Below are 17,411 nucleotides of genomic sequence, written 5' to 3' on the forward strand. Positions count from 1 at the left end.
GATCTCAGAGCGTCGGACGGGAGGGGGGGACCACCGCATCCTTCTGCGGATGCAGCGATTGCTTGGCCTCCCCAGCCACCAGTCGGTTCAGAGCGTTGACGAACGCCATGGCCGCCGCCACCACCACATCGGTGTCGGCGGCATGGCCGGAGTAGAGACTTCCATCGCGCCGGAGTCGAATGGTCACTTCACCCATGGCGTCGATCCCCTCGGTCACGGATTTCACAGAGAACTCGATCAGGTCGTTGGGAATGCCGGCCAGCGTGTTCAGAGCGCGGCAGACCGCATCCACCGGACCGGTTCCCACGGCCGAAACCGTTCGCTCGCCGGCGTCATCGTCACTCAGGGTGACGGTGGCCGTGGGCCGCAGACTGCTGCCACAGCTCACCTGCACCAGCTTGAGCTGGAAGCGGGCTTCCGGCTGCTGCACCTGTTCGCTGACGATCGCCTCCAGATCACGGTCGGTGATCTCCCGTTTCCGATCGGCCAGATCCTTGAATCGTGCGAAGGCCTCATCGAGATCTTCTCGGGTGAGGTCATAGCCGAGTTCCTCGAGGCGAGCGCGCACGGCACTGCGGCCACTGAGCTTGCCGAGAGAGATGCGGTTGTCGCTCAGGCCGACGGTTCGGGCATCGATGATCTCGTAGGTCAGCCGGTTCTTGAGCACGCCGTCCTGATGAATGCCCGACTCATGGGCGAAGGCATTGGCGCCGACGATCGCCTTGTTCGGTTGCACCACCATGCCGGTGAGATTGGAGACCAGTCGCGAGGTCTTGGTGATCTCCTCGGTGCGGACCGCCGTCAGCGGTGTCGGACTGTCAGCGTCGCGTCCGAGGAACGGGTTGTAGTAACGACGGCGCACATGCAGAGCCATCACCAGCTCCTCCAGCGAGGCATTGCCGGCCCGCTCTCCGATGCCGTTGATCGTGCACTCCAGCTGCCGGGCTCCGTTCTTGACGGCTTCGAGGAAGTTGGCCACCGCGAGGCCGAGGTCGTTGTGGCCATGGACCGAGATCACCGCCTCCCCGATATTGGGGACGTTCTGGTTGATCCCCGCGATCAGGGTTCCGAATTCACTGGGGGTGGTGTACCCCACAGTGTCCGGAATGTTGATGGTGGTGGCTCCAGCGTTGATGGCCGCCTCGATCACCTCGTAGAGAAAATCAGGATCGCTGCGTCCGGCGTCCTCACAGGAGAACTCCACATCCTCAACGAGCGACCGCGCATAGCCCACCATGTCCGGGACGATCCCCAGAACCTCCTGCCGACTCTTGCGGAGTTTGTGCTCGAGGTGAATGTCGCTGGTGGCGATGAAGGTGTGAATGCGGCTGTGAAGAGCCGGTTTCACCGCATCCGCGCAGGCCTTGATGTCGGACTTCGATGCCCGGGCCAGACCGCAGATGATCGGACCGGATTCACCGCCGACCTGTTGAGCGATGCGTTGCACGGCAGCGAAATCACCGGCGCTGGCGAAGGGGAAGCCCGCTTCAATCACATCGACTCCCAGCCGTGCAAGCTGCTGAGCGATGGCCAGCTTCTCCTCGAGATTCAGGCTGGCACCAGGGGACTGCTCCCCGTCCCGCAGGGTGGTGTCAAAGATGAGGACGCGACCGGGGTCCTTGGCCATGGCGACACTGCAGCGGCGGGCGTTAGTCGGACTGACTATGAGTTGATTAATCCTAGGCGAGTCTCCGGATCGGCCTTCTGTCAGCAGAAATACGGTCTAAATTCAGCCACCTATTGGGTGGTTCCGTGACCGAAGGCGCAATCGCCCTGGTTCTTCACGCCCACCTTCCCTACGTCCGCTCAGCGGAACCTGGATCGCTTGAGGAGGACTGGTTCTTCCAGGCGCTGATCGAGTGCTATCTCCCGCTGCTGGAGACCCTGGAACAGGCGGATGCGGATCCGGCCTGTCAGCCGAAGGTGACCATCGGGCTGTCACCGACCCTGCTCTCTCTGCTGGATGACCCCGATCTCAGGCAGCGGTTCCCCGGCTGGCTGGATCAGCGTCTTGACCTGCTTGTGGAGGTCGCGCCGGAGCTGCGCAGCGCCGCCGACCACCTCGCTGCCACCATCGAACGGCACCAGGGGTCCTGGGAAGCCTGCGGTGGTGATCTGATCGGCCGCTTCGCGGCTCTGCAGCGACGGGATGTCGTGGATCTGCTCACCTGCGGAGCCACCCACGGCTATCTGCCGCTGCTGCGACAGCATCCGGAAGCCGTCCGAGGGCAGCTGCGCACCGCGGTGCGTGAACACCACCGCCTGATCGGCGAACGTCCTCTCGGCATCTGGTTGCCCGAATGCGCCTACTACGAAGGCCTTGATCACTGGATGCGCGACGCCGGGCTTCGCTATGCGGTGCTCGACGCCCACGGGCTGCTGCATGGCCGACCGCGCCCGCGCTACGGGGTCTACGCACCGATCTGCAGCCGTAACGGCGTCGCTTTCTTCGGGCGCGACAGCGAAGCGACCCTGCCGGTCTGGTCCGCCAAGGATGGGTATCCCGGCGACCCGCACTACCGGGAATTCCATCGCGATCTGGGCTGGGATCTACCCCTCGAGAAGCTGGCTCCACTGGGACTCTCCCAGCCGCGGCCGCTCAGCCTGAAGCTGCATCGCGTGACCGATCACAGTGCACCGTTGGAGGCGAAACAGCCCTATCAACCGGACATCGCCGCCGGACGGGTCCGGGATCACGCACGTCACTACCTGCAGGGACGTCAACGCCAGCTCAGGCAGCTGGGGGGATCGATGGCGGTGCCACCGCTTCTGGTCGCCCCCTTCGACGCCGAACTGTTCGGACACTGGTGGTTCGAAGGACCGGCCTTCCTGAAAGAACTGTTCCGTCAGGGGCCCGACCAGGGGGTGGGCTTCACACGGTTGCGGGATGTGCTGACCAGCGCCGGCCAGCTGCAGCTCTGCGACCCATGTCCCTCCAGCTGGGGACAGGGCGGCTACCACAACTACTGGCTGAACGACACCAACGCCTGGGTGGTGCCGCAATGGGAGCGGGCGGGTGAGGCCATGGTGCGGCGCTGCAGCCAGGGTGTCGCCCGCGAGAGCGACCTGGAGCTACTGCGGCAGGCGGCCCGGGAGCTGCTGCTGTCTCAATCCTCCGACTGGAGTTTCATCCTCAGGGCCGGCACCACCACCGGACTGGCCCGCGAGCGGATCGAACGCCATCTCGAGCGCTTCTGGCGCCTGATCACCGCCATCGATGAGCGCCAGGATGTGCCTGCGGAGTGGCTGGACAACGTCAGACGGGATGACCGCCTGTTCCCCCTGATTCAGCCGCTGGACTGGGCGAAGACCGGAGCCTGATCCGCGGGAGCGCCAAGAACCAGCCCCCTGCGCAGCTCCCAGGGCGATTTGGCGAACAGTCGCAGCATCACCGCCATCAGCCTGGGCAGAGGCAGTGTGTTGGTGAGAAAGCCGCTCCACTCCTCCTGAGGCAGGGAGAAGAAGGTCTCGAAATGGCGGCGCAGCAAGCTGTCCTGGAACCCCATCAGACGCTCCAGCCCGAATTGATAGAGCTGATGACGCAACACCAGCTCCGTGGGCCAGAGGGCCTGCCAGCCCCGACGCGCCAGAGCGGCTGATCCCAGACCGGGCCGCTCCGACAGTGCCTCAGCGATCGCCCGAGCCAGATCCGGACCGCGACGCAGCAGCGCACCCACCATGTACCCCGAGGCCGGGTGCACCATGCTCGCGGCCCCACCGAAAGCCAGCACCGGTTGCGTTCGATCCGGCAGCGGCAGGTTCATCGGAAACAGGCAGAACTCCTCGTGGATCACCTCCGTGATCCGAACCCCACGCCGATCCAGACGCTGCTGAAGCCTTTGCTGTAGCACCGCATCAGGAACGGCTGGCGCCAGGGCGAGGGAGGTCTCCTCCACGAAGAAGACCCCATCACCCAGATCCATGGCGTACAGAAACGTGGGCGGTTCCGTTCTCTGGAGATCTGTGAGGTGATCAGAGCGAAAGTCCATCAGCACAAACCGCCCAGGCGCGATCGGATCGGAGGAGAAGCGCCCCACCACGCCGTAGGCCGCCTGGCCCGCCACTGGGCCATGGTCGGGACGCCTGATGTGAGGGGTGCGGGAACCGGAGGCATCGATCACCAGCCGTGCCTGGCGCTGCAGACCTGAGCGGCAGTGAACGGTGGTGTGGTCGAGGCCGGGATCCACCCGCTCAGCCGCGTCCTGATGCCAGCTCACACCCGCAGCGTTCTCCAGCCAGTGCCGTTGCAGCGCAGCCCTGTCGAAGAGGCCGTAGTCGATGCCGTGGAGGGTGGGCCGATCGCGATCCGTTCCCCCTCCTTCTCCGAAGTAACTGACCGTGTCGCTCCAGCGATGGGCCAGCAGATGCTGCAGACCGAGGCATTCCAGTTCCGACGCCCAGATGCCGTAGGTGTTCGGCCAGGGAGCATGCACCGATTCCGGTGCGATGCCCTCCACGCAGACGCCATGCCGGACCAGCTCCGACACGATGCAGAGGGCGGCCGGACCACCACCCAGCACCAGCACATCCGGATCGTGCGTCAACGTCAGTCGTCCGCTGCGGTGGCGTCCTCGTCCTGGTCGTCCTCCTGCTCGGCTTCCGGGGGAACCAGCACAACCTCCGAGAGGCGATCACCCTTATCCAGGCGTTGCAGCCTCACGCCTGTGGCAGCACGCGACTGCTGGGGAATCGCATCCGCACTGGTGCGCACGATCACGCCTTTCTCGCTCACCAGCAGCAGCTCTTCTCCGGCGCCAAGCACCCGCAGACCCACGAGCGCATCAACGTCGGTGCGGAACTTGATCGCCCGCAGCCCCATCCCAGCCCGCTTCTGCAGGCGGAACTGGGTCACCGGCACCCGTTTGCCGAGTCCTGAGGCGGAGGCCACCAGCACCCAAGGCCCCTCGACGGCAGCGGAATCGCCACCCTCGTCATCGTCAGCATCACTGGCGGCCACCTGATCCGCCAGCTCAGCCGGCAGCACATCCATGCTCACCAGGCTGTCCCCCTTGCGGAGGTTCATGGCGCGGACGCCGCGGGCGCTGCGGCCGAGAGGCCGCAGTTCGTCATCGCTGAGGCGGAAATGAATGGTCATCCCCGTTCTTGAAGCGATCAGCACACTGTCTCCCTGGATGGCCAGACGGACCCAGGAGAGCGCGTCGCCGTCCTCGAGCCCGATGGCGATCAGACCGTTGGAGCGGATGTTGCTGAAAGCCGAAAGACGGGTCCGCTTGATGAAACCGCCACGGGTGAGCATCAGCAGATCGGTGTCGTCGTTGAACTCCGAGACGGCCAGCAGAGAGGTGATCTCCTCCTCTCTGGGAATGGGCAGCAGCTGCACCACCGGCGTGCCCTTGGCCGTGCGGCTGCACTGGGGAACCCGATAAGCGGGCAGGGCATAGGAGACCCCCCGATCACTGAACAGCAGCAGGGTGTCGTGGTCGTTGCAGCCGATGAACAGCTTCACCGCTTCCTCCCCCTGGCTGCGGGTTCCGGCCTTGCCTCGTGTGCCGCGGCTGGTGGCCTCGAACTCACTCACCGGCATCCGCTTGAGGTAGCCGGTCTCCGTGAGCAGCACGACGGAGCGCTCGTTGGCGATCAGATCGATGTCCTCAAGCCCGCCACCGAGATCGAGGATTTCGGTGCGCCGCGGCGTCTCGTAGCGATCGCGCAGTTGTCCCAGTTCGGCCTGGATCAGACCGAACACCCGTTCCCGGCGCCCGAGGATGTCCTTGTAATCCGCGATCTTGGTGACAAGGTCCTCGTGCTCCAGACGGATCTTGTCGGCCTCCAGCGCCGTGAGCCTGCGCAGCTGCATCTGCAGGATGGCGTCCGCCTGGATCTCAGTGAGGCCGTGGCGATCCTGCAGCTGCTGGCGGGCCGTGGCTGTGTCGGATGCCGCCCTGATCAACGCGATGATCGGATCCAGCTGATCGAGGGCCAGCAGCAGACCCAGCAGGATGTGATCCCGTTCCTCGGCCTTGCGAAGCAGGTAGCGGGTGCGGCGTTCAATCGTCTCGACCCGGAAGTCGAGAAACACCTCAAGCATCTTGCGGAGCGTGAGCAGGATCGGCTCACCGTTCACCAGCGCCAGCATGTGAGCACTGAAGTTGCTCTGCAGCGGCGTCAGCTTGAACAGATTGTTCAGCACCACCTGGGGATAGGCGTCGCGGCGCAGTTCCACAACGATGCGCATGCCATCGCGATCGCTCTCATCACGGATGTCGGAGATGCCCTCCAGCTTCTTGTCGTTGACCAGGTCAGCGATGCGCTCGATCAGCGCCGCCTTGTTGGTCTGGTAGGGCAACTCGGTGATGATCACCGCATCCCGATCCGGACGTCCGGGGGCCTCGATTGTCTCGATGCCGGCGACACCGCGCATGGTGACGGAACCGCGACCGCTCAGATAGGTCTCCCGGATCCCCTCGCGGCCGAGGATCTGACCGCCGGTGGGGAAGTCAGGTCCAGGAATCAGCTGGATCAGTTCCTGATCCGTGATCTCAGGGTTCTCGATCAGCGCCAGCAGGCCGGCGATCAGTTCATTGAGATTGTGCGGCGGGATGTTGGTGGCCATTCCCACCGCGATGCCCGCGGAACCGTTGAGAAGCAGCTGGGGAATCCGCGCCGGCAGCACCGTCGGCTCCTGCTGAGAGCCATCGAAGTTGTCCGCGAAGTCAACGGTCTCGGCCTCGATGTCCTCCAGCAGGCTGTCCGTGGTGAGCGACTGCAGGCGCGATTCCGTGTACCGCATTGCAGCGGGGGGATCGTTGTCCACCGAACCGAAATTGCCATGCCCGTCGATCAGAGGCATCGACATCGAGAAGTCCTGGGCCATGCGGACCAGAGCGTCGTAGACCGCCGTGTCGCCATGGGGGTGGTATTTACCCAGCACCTCACCCACCACACGGGCGCACTTGCGGTAGGGCCGATCGCTCGTCAGCCCCAGCTCGTACATCGCATAGAGGATGCGTCGATGCACAGGCTTCAACCCATCGCGGGCATCGGGCAGCGCCCGACCCACGATCACGCTCATCGCGTATTCCAGATAGGAACGCGACATCTCGTTGCGCAGATCCGTCTGGATGATTCGATCGTCGGAATCGCCGGGACCGCCGCCTCCGGGCCCCACTGAAACCGCCATACAAGGGTTTGTCTGCCTCGCTTCAGTTTATCTCGGCCTGCGGAACATCCCAAAAACCTCAGATAGGCTGCCGTTTCCAGATTCGCCGGTGTCATGGGACCGACTGACGAACCCCTCTCCGACGCTGCGGCGAGCGGCGGTCCGACACCCACACCGGCCCCCACTCCCACTGTGACGCCGGAGCCGACACCCGCTCCAACGCCGGCCCCAACCCCTGCCGTGACCCCGGAGCCGACACCGGCTCCAACACCAGCGCCTTCCGCAGACCCGACCATCACGGCCAGCGTGACGATCCCCGCTCAGGAGAACGCAGAAAGCGAGGGCGGCGAATGGAACCTGCTGCTGGAGAAGCTGCGGGGCCTGATCGACGGAGATCAGCTCAAGGTCCTCTGGATCCAGCTGCGACTGCCGATCCGCCTGATCACCGCCCTGATCCTTCTGGTGGTGGGCGTGCAGATCTACAGCGGTCTCATCCGCACGATCAACAGCGTGCCCGTCGGTTCAGGACTGCTGGAGCTGATCGGCCTGATCTGGCTGGTGCGGTTCAGCCTGACCAACCTGATCCGCAGAAGTGATCGCGCCGAGGTGATCAGCTCGCTTCGGGCCCGCTGGGACAAGGTGATCGGACGCTGAGTCCCCCCTGCCGAGCGGCACTGCGGTCAATCCCGGTTGGTAGCTTGAACCGACTCGACCAGACCGCGCGGTGGACATTCAGCTCGGACGCTTCAAGACCGTTCGCCGGGCCTACGGAATTGATGAAATCGCCCTGGTGCCAGGGGGAAGGACCGTCGATCCCGACGTCACGGACACCCGTTGGAGCCTCGGGGGGATCGAGCGGGAGATTCCGATCATCGCCAGCGCCATGGACGGTGTTGTCGATGTCGCCATGGCTGCGAGGTTGTCGGAACTGGGAGCGCTGGGGGTTCTGAACCTCGAGGGCGTGCAGACCCGTTATGAAGACCCCAACCCGATCCTGGATCGGATTGCAGCGGTCGGGAAGGACGCCTTTGTGCCGCTCATGCAGGAGCTTTACAGCGCTCCTGTACAGGAAGACCTGATCCGGCAGCGCATCAGGGAGATCAAGGAGAGGGGGGGCATCGCCGCGGTCAGCGGCACCCCTGTGGCCGCGATGCGCTTCGGGTCAGCGATCGCGGAAGCCGGTGCTGATCTGTTCTTTGTTCAGGCGACCGTGGTGTCGACGGAGCACATCGGACCTGAGGGACGGGCCAGCCTTGACCTGGAAGCCCTTTGCCGCGACATGGGTGTTCCCGTTGTGATCGGCAACTGCGTCACCTACGAAGTCGCCCTGCAGCTGATGCGGGCCGGTGCCGCCGGCGTTCTGGTGGGAATCGGTCCGGGGGCCGCCTGCACATCCCGTGGGGTTCTGGGAGTCGGCATTCCCCAGGCCACGGCGGTGGCCGACTGTGCAGCCGCCCGCCGCGACTACGAACAGGAGAGCGGCCGCCACGTGCCGATCGTGGCGGATGGTGGCATCGTCACCGGCGGAGACATCTGCAAGTGCATCGCCTGCGGAGCCGATGCGGTGATGATCGGCTCCCCGATCGCCCGTGCTGACGAGGCGCCGGGTCGTGGGTTCCACTGGGGCATGGCGACCCCGAGCCCTGTTCTGCCCCGCGGAACGCGCATCAACGTCGGCAGCACCGGAAGCATCGAGCGAATCCTGCGCGGACCCGCACTGCTCGACGACGGCACCCACAACCTGCTCGGTGCTCTGAAGACCTCGATGGGGACCCTGGGAGCCAAGACGCTCCGGGACATGCAGGAGGTGGAGGTGGTGGTGGCTCCATCCCTGCTGACGGAAGGAAAGGTGTATCAGAAAGCACAACATCTGGGGATGGGCAAGTAATCCGCAACAACTCCGACCCGGGAGCGGAGACGCAACCGGATCCCGGAGTTAGGGTCGGGTTGTGTGCGGGCCTAGGTCCACACACTCCTCACACCCCCCGGCCCGACGAGCTCGGGCTTTCTCTCTTTTTGCGGAGCCATCGCTGATTCCAAGGGCGTCCACCGGATCTCTGAAAGGCCTGGATTTCGTTGCTACATTCCTCGCAATCCACTCCGGGTTTATGTCCAGCGCCGCTCCGGTCACTGACGCTTCCTTCGAGCAGGACGTTCTCCAGAGTGATGTGCCGGTTCTTGTTGATTTCTGGGCCCCATGGTGCGGACCCTGCCGCATGGTCGCTCCGATCGTTGACGAGATCGCCAAGGAATTCGAAGGTCAGATCAAGGTTTTCAAGCTGAACACCGACGAGAACCCCAACGTCGCCAGTCAGTACGGCATCCGCAGCATCCCCACGTTGATGGTGTTCAAGGGTGGGCAGAAGGTTGACACCGTCGTTGGTGCTGTTCCCAAGGCAACCCTCTCCGGCACCATCTCCAAGTACCTCTGATCGGGGACGCGTTCCCTCTTTGATTTGGAACTGGGACTGATCGATTACGGCATGGGCAATCTGCACTCCGTGCGGAAAGCCCTTGAACGACTTGGTCAAAGCCTGCGCCCTGTTTCAGCTCCCCACCAGCTCCAGGGCTGCGATGCGCTCATCCTCCCGGGGGTCGGCGCCTTCGACCCCGCCATGGAGAACCTGGAGGCCACCGGGCTGGTTCCCCACCTGAAGCGCTGGGGTGAGGAGCAGCGTCCGATCCTCGGGATCTGTCTCGGGCTTCAATTGCTGTTCGACTCCAGCGCCGAAGGGGAACGCGACGGGCTCGGACTGCTGGAGGGTCGGATTGAACGACTTCCGGTTCAGCAGGGGGAGCGGATCCCCCACATGGGCTGGGCTCCACTCTCCTGGCGACAGAGTTGTCCGCTGCTGCCTCCCGAGGAACCGGCGCCCTGGGTGTATTTCGTGCACTCCTTCGCCGCCGTTCCGTCCGATCCGAAAACAACCGCCGCGACGGCACCCTTCGGTGCCACCGATGTGACGGCGATCGTCTGGGAGGGCAGGACCGGGGCCTGTCAGTTCCATCCGGAGAAATCGTCCGACGCAGGGACCGGGCTGCTGCGTCGATGGATCGAATGGCTCAGCGCCGGGGCCCCCCTGGTGCCATGAGCGGCCAACTGCGCCTCAGCGGGGGACGCAGACTCAAGAGTCCTCCGGGCCGAGGCACGCGCCCCACCACCGCCCGGGTGAGAGAAGCCGTGATGAACATGCTCGGCAGCCGTCTTGAGGGCTGTCGCTGGCTCGACCTCTGCAGTGGCAGCGGAATCATGGGCTGCGAGGCGCTGCTGCATGGAGCCGCCGCCGTTGTGGCGGTCGAACGGGACGCGAAGACGGCGGCCGTTTGCTCGGAGAACCTGGGCATCGCGGTTGAATCCGCGCCACAACACTGCGGGTTCGAGGTGATCCGTCAGGACCTGGCCAGCTGTCTGCGTCGCGGCTGGAAGCCGCCGGGATTCGACCTCGTCTACATCGATCCGCCCTATGCCTCGGGCCTCCTCACCATTGCCCTCACACTTCTGAGCGAAGGAACCTGGCTCAACCCGGATGCCCTGGTGATCTGCGAACACCCCGCAGATGCCAGCATCGAGCCGCCGCAAGGGTGGACCATCAAGGACCGCCGCCGCTACGGCATCAGCGGCCTGCTGCTGCTCAACCCTCCAGAGCGCCACCGCGGCGGTACTGGTTCCATGCCGCCACGAACAGACCCAGCAGCGTGACGGGAATCAGTCCCAGAACAATGCCGCAGAGAAGGGGTTCGATCATGACGACGCGTCGGCAGGGAGAATCGAACACAATTCTTCCATGACCTGTTCATCCGAGCATGGAGTCGACATCAACTGCTGCGGAAGAGGCTGCCGTCATCAAGGAGGGGGGCCGCGGACTGATCACCGCCCTGGTGGTGCTCGCCGCCAGCGCCTGCATCGTGCTGCTGCTCTGGGTTCTGGGGAATGCCCGCCAGGATCCCTATATCCGGGCCACCCTGGATCTGCAGGGCTCCACGGACCATGGCGGGCAGCTGTTCCGGATCAACTGCGCCGGCTGTCACGGTCTGGCCGGACAGGGATTGCTTGGGCCCACGCTCAAGGGCATCACCGAGCGAGTCGGTGATGCGCAGCTGATTCATCAGATCGTGAGCGGTGAGACCCCGCCGATGCCGAGTTTCCAGATGGAGCCGAAGGCCATGGCTGATCTTCTGGCCCATCTGCACCAGCTGAGTTGAAGCGCCCGCAGACGGTGGTCGTCCTGGTGGAGCCGGCCGGGCCGATCAACGTGGGCAGCGTTGCGCGGCTGTGCGCCAATTTCGAGGTGCGGGAACTGCGTCTGGTCAGCCCCGTCTGCGACCCAATGGATCCGGAGGCTTGCCGGATGGCCGTCCATGGTCTGAAGCTGCTGAGAACAGCACGGAGCTGCACATCGCTGCTGGAGGCGGTGGCCGACTGCCGGCGCGTGGTGGCGAGCTGCGGACGCCTGGATCACGGCTCGATCCCCCTGCATGCTCCGGAAGAGGCGCTGGGCTGGCTTCTCACCGGCAGGCAGGATCAGAGCGACGATCAACCCGTCGCCGTGGTGTTCGGCCGCGAGGACCGGGGGCTCAGCAACGATGAGCTGCGGCTCTGCCAGCGCGTGCTGACCCTGCACAGCTCCTGCAGTTATCCCTCGCTCAACCTTTCGCATGCTGTCGCCGTGGTGCTGCACGAGCTGGCCCGACTGCAGACCCTGCCAGAGCATGACGGCGATGACGAGCCGGACCCGGCCCCGCCGCGCCAGCTGGATCACTGCCTGGAGGATGCTTCAGACCTCCTGCTGGACGTGGGCTTTCTGCTGCCTCACACCGCCGCGGCACGGATGAACAAGGTTCGCGATCTGCTGCAACGGGCTTCGATCCAGGCCGGGGAAGTGGCTCTGATCCGGGGAATGGTGCGTCAGCTTCGCTGGGCGCTCACCACCCGACGCCCCTAACCTCTGCCGATGATCCGCGAGCAACAGGCGTGACGGGCCGACGTTCATCCCGTTCCAACCCTGGATGGCAGCAGCCGCTTTGGCTGCTGCTTCGTCTGATCCTGTTCGGCGTCGGGCTCGGCGTGCTCAGCGGCACGGCCCTCAAGATGCTGGCTCCGCAGGTGCGTCAGCAGACCCTGCCCGCACTCCCCTGGCTGAGCGACCTGATCGCCCTCACCAGCGACGATCAGCCGGACGACACGAACACAACGGCGACCAGCGAGTCCGCTCCCTCCCAGGAGCAGCCGATCACGCCAGCTCTGCTGCCGGGACAGTTTCTTCCGACCCAGGAGATCACCGCCCTGAGTCAGCGATGGACACAGTTGGCCGCAGCCCAGGACGACCTCGAAGCCAGTGCCTTTCTGCTGGTTCTCGATGACGGTCGCTACGCCCAGATGCAGGCGGACCGTGCGATGCCGGCCGCGAGTTCCATCAAGACGCCGATCCTGCTGGTCAGCCTGGAGCAGATCGACCGTGGGGATCTGCGCTGGAACGAACCTTTGACGCTCACCAAGCCGGTGGTGGGAGGCGGTGCCGGCTGGATGGCTTCCAAGCCTCTGGGAACGCGGTTCCCGACCTACGAGGTGGCGACCGAGATGATCCGCATCAGCGACAACACCGCCACCAATCTGCTGATTCAGAGAGCCGGCGGCAAGGAACGTCTCAACAGCCGCTTCCAGGCCCTGGGGCTGACCGCCACCAAGGTGAACAACTGGCTCCCGGATCTGGATGGCACCAACACCACGAGCGCCCGCGACCTGAGTCGTGCCATCGCCCTTGTCGATACCGGAGGAACGCTCTCCCTGCGGACCCGGGATCTGTTCCGCGATGTGATGGGCACATCGGTCACCAACACGCTTCTGCCCAAGGGACTGATGCAGGGCCTTGGGGGAGAGCAGGGTCGGCCTGATCCAGCACTGAGCCGCAAGGGCTACCGCGTTTACAACAAAACCGGCGACATCGGCATCGCCTACGCCGATGCAGGACTGATCGAACTGCCCGATGGACGTCGGGCCGTGGCAGGCTTTCTCGTGAAGGGACCGTTCAACGATCCGCGTTCCACCAACCTGATCCGAGCCATGGCTGCAGCGATGGCTCCCCATCTCAAGCCAGCGCCGAGCCCACCGCGAGCCGTCTCCGCCCAGCCTTCCCCATGAGCCTGAGAGCCCTGCTGACCGCTGCCTTGATCGCCCTGCCGGCCGCCGCGATCGCCACGGGACCCGCCTGCCCGGCCGTGCGGGCCGACGCCTTCGCGCGCCAACAGGAGATCCGTCCGCTGCCCGGCGCGCTGGACAAGGTGCTGATGGTGAACGACAACAATCCCGAGTTGATCCGGGACGAGGGCATCCTGCTGTCGACCTTTCCGGAGGGAGGCGCCGACGCGTTGGCGGTGCCGCTGAACGGTCGCTTCGATCTCTTCAGCCATCACGTCTACGCCGGCAACGACGACACGCTCGACTCGACCCTCTGGCTGGCGGTGATGGTCGCCCCTCTGGACGGCACCCCCGTGACCCTGGAACTGCTGGAGGGCAGCACATCGCTGTCGCAGGCCACCCGCCCCGGCCAGACCGCCGCCCCCTTCCTGCCCCTGCCGGCATTCATGCGCGAAACGACAGAGATCGTTGCCGCCGGGCCCGGCAGCCGGGTGGCCGGTGATCTGCTGGCGAAGCGTCGGGCTCCGGAACTGCACACGACGCGTTGGTCGCTGGAGCCGGGCGATGCGACGCCGATTGTGGTGCTGCCGATCCCCGTGGCCGGCCTCGACCCCCTGCTCAACGGACGCAATCTGCAGCTGCGACTGCGCAGTTCCGCCCCCGTGGCCCTCGCCACCCTGGCGGCCTACGGCAGTGCCGACACCCCGCCTCCCACCAGCCGCTGGCAGGAGATGCTCCACAGCGGGGAACTCAGCTCCAAGGAACACAGCCCAACACCGCGGGGCGCCAAGGGAAAGATGGTCTATTCCCGCGTCAGCGGTGTTCAGATCGGCAGCAGCTGGAGCACACGGATCACCGATCCTGGCAGCGCTCATCTGGCCATTCCGTCCCAACCGCTGTCGTGGCCGATCAGCAGCCTGGAACGGGGATCCCTCGGCACCGGACAGGTGCAGACCGCGGAGCTGCAGGCGTTCCATCCGGACACCGCCTGGGCCGCCCATGGCAACTATGGGGTCACCTATGACCTCAGCCTTCCTCTCAGCAACGATGGCGACCATCCCGCCAGCGTTGAACTGGCTCTGGAATCGCCGCTCAAATCCGATCAGCCCAGCGACAGCCTCAGGTTCAGAACCTCGATGACCGGTCCGGTGATGTACCGCGGCCCGATCGAGGTCGCCGGCCTGGATGACCACGACGGACGTCCACTCGGCCGCCAGACCATTCACCTGGTGCTGCGTCAGGGACAGCAGGGACCGGCCCTCGGGCAACTGACCCTTGCCCCCGGTGAGCAGCGCAACGTGCGGGTTCGTCTGGTTTATCCAGCCGATGCCACACCCCCGCAGGTGCTCACCCTCCGGCCTGTGAAACAATCCAGGACACCTGACACGTGAGTCTGTGAGTGCACCCCGGAAGCGCAGGGTCTTCCCCTTCACCGCCGTGATCGGTCAGGAGGAGATGAAACTGGCGCTTCTGCTCAATGTGATCGATCCGCGCATCGGCGGCGTGATGATCATGGGGGATCGGGGCACAGGGAAATCCACCACCATCCGTGCCCTGGCGGATCTGCTGCCGGACATCGACGTGGTGGCGGGTGATCCTTACAACAGCTCGGCCACGGATCCAGACCTGCAGAGCAGCGAGGTGCGTCAGCGGCAGGAGCAGGGTGAAGCGCTGACCACCGAACCGCGCCAGGTGCCGATGGTGGATCTGCCTCTTGGCGCCACGGAGGATCGTCTCTGCGGAACCATCGACATCGAAAAAGCCCTCAGCGAAGGGGTGCGTGCCTTTGAACCGGGCCTTCTGGCCAAGGCCAACCGCGGGCTGCTCTATGTGGATGAGGTGAATCTGCTGGATGACCACCTGGTTGATGTGCTGCTGGATTCAGCCGCCTCCGGATGGAACACCGTGGAACGGGAAGGGGTCTCCGTCCGCCATCCTGCGCGCTTCGTGCTGATCGGCTCCGGAAACCCGGAAGAAGGGGAACTGCGTCCGCAGCTGCTGGATCGCTTCGGCATGAGCGTCGAGGTGCGCACCGTGCGGGACCCGGAGCTGCGGGTGCAGGTTGTGGACCAGCGCACCGCGTTTGACAGTGATCCCGACCGGTTCAGCACCGCGATGGAGGAGAACCAGAAAGCCCTGCAGCAGAGGGTGGTGGAGGCTCAGCAACGGCTGGAGCAGGTGGTGATCGATGAGGATCTGCGCCTGCGCATCTCTTCGGTCTGCGGCGAACTGGATGTGGATGGCCTGCGCGGCGACATCGTCACCAACCGGGCAGCCCGCGCCCTCGCCGCTTTTGAAGGCCGCATCGAGGTGAGTGAAGACGATGTGGCGAGGGTGGCCTCCTGCTGTCTGCGCCACCGCCTGCGCAAGGACCCCCTGGAGCAGGTGGATTCCGGCGAGCGGGTGGTGAAGGTGTTCTGCAAGGTGTTCGAGCGCAGTGAGAGCAGCGACCGCGCCGGCTTCGAACTGGCCCTGGCGGCCTGATCCGCCAGGAACTGCATGCGGATCCTCGGCATCGATCCGGGCCTGGCCCGGGTGGGCTATGGGGTGATCGACACCACAGGCGGGCAGCAGCGGATGCTCGACTGCGGGATCATCCGTACCGATCCAGGCCGACCCGATGGTGAACGGATGGTGGAGATCGCCGGGGATCTGCGCCAGCTGATCCGCCGCTGGCGACCGCAACTGGCTGCGGTGGAGAAGTTCTTTTTCTATCGCTCAAGCAACACCATCAGCGTGGTGCAGGCCCGCGGTGTGGTGATGATGACCCTGGCGCGGTTCAAGGTGCCGGTGGTGGAGTTCCCGCCGATGCAGATCAAGCTTGCCCTCGCCGGATTCGGCCATGCCGACAAGGACGAGGTGCTGGAAGCCGTGATGCGGGAACTGAATCTCTCGGATCCTCCACGCCCCGATGATGCCGCCGACGCTCTGGCGGTGGCCCTCACCGGCTGGTTCCAGCGATAAACAAGCCCTGCCCGCCAGGCATCGATTCCTCGCAGAAAAAACACTGATTTCATCCGCCTGATGATGAACCAAACGCCCCAATCGCTCTGCCGATGCCTGCGCAATCGAGGGGATTGATTACGACGCTTTGCGGCGTCCTCTGCGACGGCTCGTTTTCTTCGCCGCGCCGGCTTCGATCGAAGTCACGTTATTGACTGGACCACCAGCTTGAGAGCTTGCCGTCACTGGGGCCTCTTGCTTCTGAGTGCCGGGACTGCTGGTTGCGGCTGAGGTCCGCGTGTCTCCGACAGCTTCGATGGGGATTCCACATTGCCTTGCCGCCTTCATCCACTGGCCCATGAATCGGGTGTCAAGGCTGATGGCGCGCGAAGTGGAAGGCCTGGAGCCATTCGCGACTCCAGTGGTGATCCGGAGTTGTCGTCCAGAGAAGGGCCCCATGTTTCGCTTGATCGCTAGCGCTCACATTGCGACTCCGGAGCAGCGATGAGAAGTGCCAATCAACAGTTCTTATTCAAGCAAAAGCTGCCTGGACCACCCCCCATCCACGGGTCAAGAACCAAAAAACATGCCCCGATCTCCACTGACGTTCAAGTCCTTTTCACCTGAATCCTCCAGTTGCAGAGATTGCTCTGGAACACTTGATTTTTGATCCGATTGAAATGATCTCCATCGCACGACAAGCCACAGGCTCGCCGCCCTGCTCAGCACAACTAAGCAGATATGCTCAACCTTGACAAACTGTCTCATTCCTTACAAACACCCGGAAAATCAGCAGCCAAAATCTCACTTAAACTGGAATAAAATTTTCGTGAATTCAGCGCCAAGCTGCCCGATACGAATGGCTCTTGAGAGCATTGATGATCCAGATTCACTTCAGGATCAATGCCTGACCGCCCACGAAATTGAGTGGCGACGATGGTCCACATGGCAACAAGAGAGGACTGCCAGAAAGAGATTGAAAAAGCTGTACAGCATTGATTGAAGAACCACTTCTTCGTTTCAAAGCCTCTGCAGAACGTCCAAATTCAGTGCGGCAACCCGCGCATCAACCAGGATTCATAGACAAAGAACAGAAAGAAGAAAATGACGATGCCAATGACAAGGAGCCTGCCGTTCATAACCCGAGCCCTCATTCGCACTTAGGCTAGACCGCATCAGCCATCGAGACAAAGCCAAACCAAAGGTGATATT

15 protein-coding genes and 1 pseudogene are annotated in these 17,411 nt (G+C 64.2%); 12 read left to right on the forward strand and 4 right to left on the reverse strand.

Annotated elements, in window-relative coordinates:
- Positions 1-4: 4 nt before the first annotated feature.
- A complete protein-coding gene (locus KR49_RS04370; RefSeq protein ID WP_043692031.1) occupies positions 5-1,627 on the reverse strand; it encodes a 2-isopropylmalate synthase in 1,623 nt (540 codons plus the stop codon).
- A gap of 125 nt (positions 1,628-1,752) precedes the next feature.
- Between KR49_RS04370 and KR49_RS04375 the strand changes: the two genes are divergently transcribed.
- Entirely contained in the window at positions 1,753-3,321 is a 1,569-nt protein-coding gene (locus KR49_RS04375) for a glycoside hydrolase family 57 protein (RefSeq protein WP_043696777.1), read from the forward strand.
- On the opposite strand, the gene crtL is transcribed toward KR49_RS04375, so the two are convergent.
- Together crtL and gyrA are read right to left on the reverse strand one after the other, a co-directional pair.
- Positions 3,288-4,544 (reverse strand): lycopene beta cyclase, encoded by a 1,257-nt coding sequence (gene crtL / locus KR49_RS04380; RefSeq protein ID WP_043692033.1) that lies wholly within the window; start codon positions 4,542-4,544, stop codon positions 3,288-3,290. The genes KR49_RS04375 and crtL overlap by 34 nt on opposite strands.
- 2 nt (positions 4,545-4,546) lie before the next feature.
- Positions 4,547-7,141, reverse strand: a complete 2,595-nt coding sequence (gene gyrA / locus KR49_RS04385) for a DNA gyrase subunit A (protein ID WP_043692040.1) — start codon at positions 7,139-7,141, stop codon at positions 4,547-4,549.
- Positions 7,142-7,234: 93 nt separating this feature from the next.
- Between gyrA and KR49_RS04390 the strand changes: the two genes are divergently transcribed.
- From KR49_RS04390 to rsmD, 5 genes and pseudogenes are all read left to right on the forward strand, one after another.
- Positions 7,235-7,774 carry a CAAD domain-containing protein gene (locus tag KR49_RS04390; RefSeq protein ID WP_043692049.1) on the forward strand — a complete coding sequence of 180 codons (540 nt, stop codon included), beginning with the start codon at positions 7,235-7,237 and terminating at the stop codon, positions 7,772-7,774.
- Positions 7,775-7,844: 70 nt separating this feature from the next.
- Positions 7,845-9,008: a GuaB3 family IMP dehydrogenase-related protein gene (locus tag KR49_RS04395; RefSeq protein WP_043692057.1), complete on the forward strand. Its 1,164-nt coding sequence runs from the start codon at positions 7,845-7,847 to the stop codon at positions 9,006-9,008.
- Positions 9,009-9,228: 220 nt separating this feature from the next.
- Positions 9,229-9,552: a thioredoxin gene (trxA, locus tag KR49_RS04400; RefSeq protein ID WP_043692066.1), complete on the forward strand. Its 324-nt coding sequence runs from the start codon at positions 9,229-9,231 to the stop codon at positions 9,550-9,552.
- A 24-nt stretch (positions 9,553-9,576) separates the two neighbouring features.
- A complete protein-coding gene (hisH, locus tag KR49_RS04405; protein WP_043692068.1) occupies positions 9,577-10,212 on the forward strand; it encodes an imidazole glycerol phosphate synthase subunit HisH in 636 nt (211 codons plus the stop codon).
- Positions 10,209-10,742, forward strand: a pseudogene (gene rsmD / locus KR49_RS04410) (16S rRNA (guanine(966)-N(2))-methyltransferase RsmD); the annotation flags it as partial. The gene hisH and the pseudogene rsmD, both read left to right, overlap by 4 nt.
- A 10-nt stretch (positions 10,743-10,752) precedes the next feature.
- Here the strand turns inward: rsmD and petG are convergent.
- Positions 10,753-10,866 (reverse strand): cytochrome b6-f complex subunit V, encoded by a 114-nt coding sequence (petG, locus tag KR49_RS14385; protein WP_071839763.1) that lies wholly within the window; start codon positions 10,864-10,866, stop codon positions 10,753-10,755.
- Positions 10,867-10,924: 58 nt separating this feature from the next.
- Here petG and KR49_RS04415 point away from each other — a divergent pair, with 58 nt between their 5' ends.
- The 6 genes from KR49_RS04415 to ruvC are packed head-to-tail and all read left to right on the forward strand — an operon-like array spanning position 10,925 to position 16,220.
- The gene (locus KR49_RS04415; RefSeq protein WP_043692074.1) at positions 10,925-11,323 is read left to right on the forward strand and encodes a cytochrome c; all 399 of its coding nucleotides are present in this window, start codon (positions 10,925-10,927) and stop codon (positions 11,321-11,323) included.
- Entirely contained in the window at positions 11,320-12,063 is a 744-nt protein-coding gene (locus tag KR49_RS04420; protein ID WP_043692076.1) for an RNA methyltransferase, read from the forward strand. The genes KR49_RS04415 and KR49_RS04420 overlap by 4 nt, the downstream gene beginning before the upstream one ends.
- A gap of 29 nt (positions 12,064-12,092) precedes the next feature.
- The gene (locus tag KR49_RS04425; protein ID WP_043692078.1) at positions 12,093-13,259 is read left to right on the forward strand and encodes a serine hydrolase; all 1,167 of its coding nucleotides are present in this window, start codon (positions 12,093-12,095) and stop codon (positions 13,257-13,259) included.
- Entirely contained in the window at positions 13,256-14,647 is a 1,392-nt protein-coding gene (locus KR49_RS04430) for a DUF3370 domain-containing protein (protein WP_043692080.1), read from the forward strand. Before KR49_RS04425 ends, KR49_RS04430 begins: the two co-directional genes overlap by 4 nt.
- 4 nt (positions 14,648-14,651) lie before the next feature.
- A complete protein-coding gene (bchI, locus tag KR49_RS04435) occupies positions 14,652-15,740 on the forward strand; it encodes a magnesium chelatase ATPase subunit I (protein WP_043692082.1) in 1,089 nt (362 codons plus the stop codon).
- A 15-nt stretch (positions 15,741-15,755) separates the two neighbouring features.
- Positions 15,756-16,220, forward strand: a complete 465-nt coding sequence (ruvC, locus tag KR49_RS04440; RefSeq protein WP_043692089.1) for a crossover junction endodeoxyribonuclease RuvC — start codon at positions 15,756-15,758, stop codon at positions 16,218-16,220.
- Positions 16,221-17,411: the final 1,191 nt, after the last annotated feature.

The sequence above is a fragment of the Synechococcus sp. KORDI-49 genome, assembly GCF_000737575.1.
Classification (GTDB): Bacteria; Cyanobacteriota; Cyanobacteriia; order PCC-6307; family Cyanobiaceae; genus Parasynechococcus.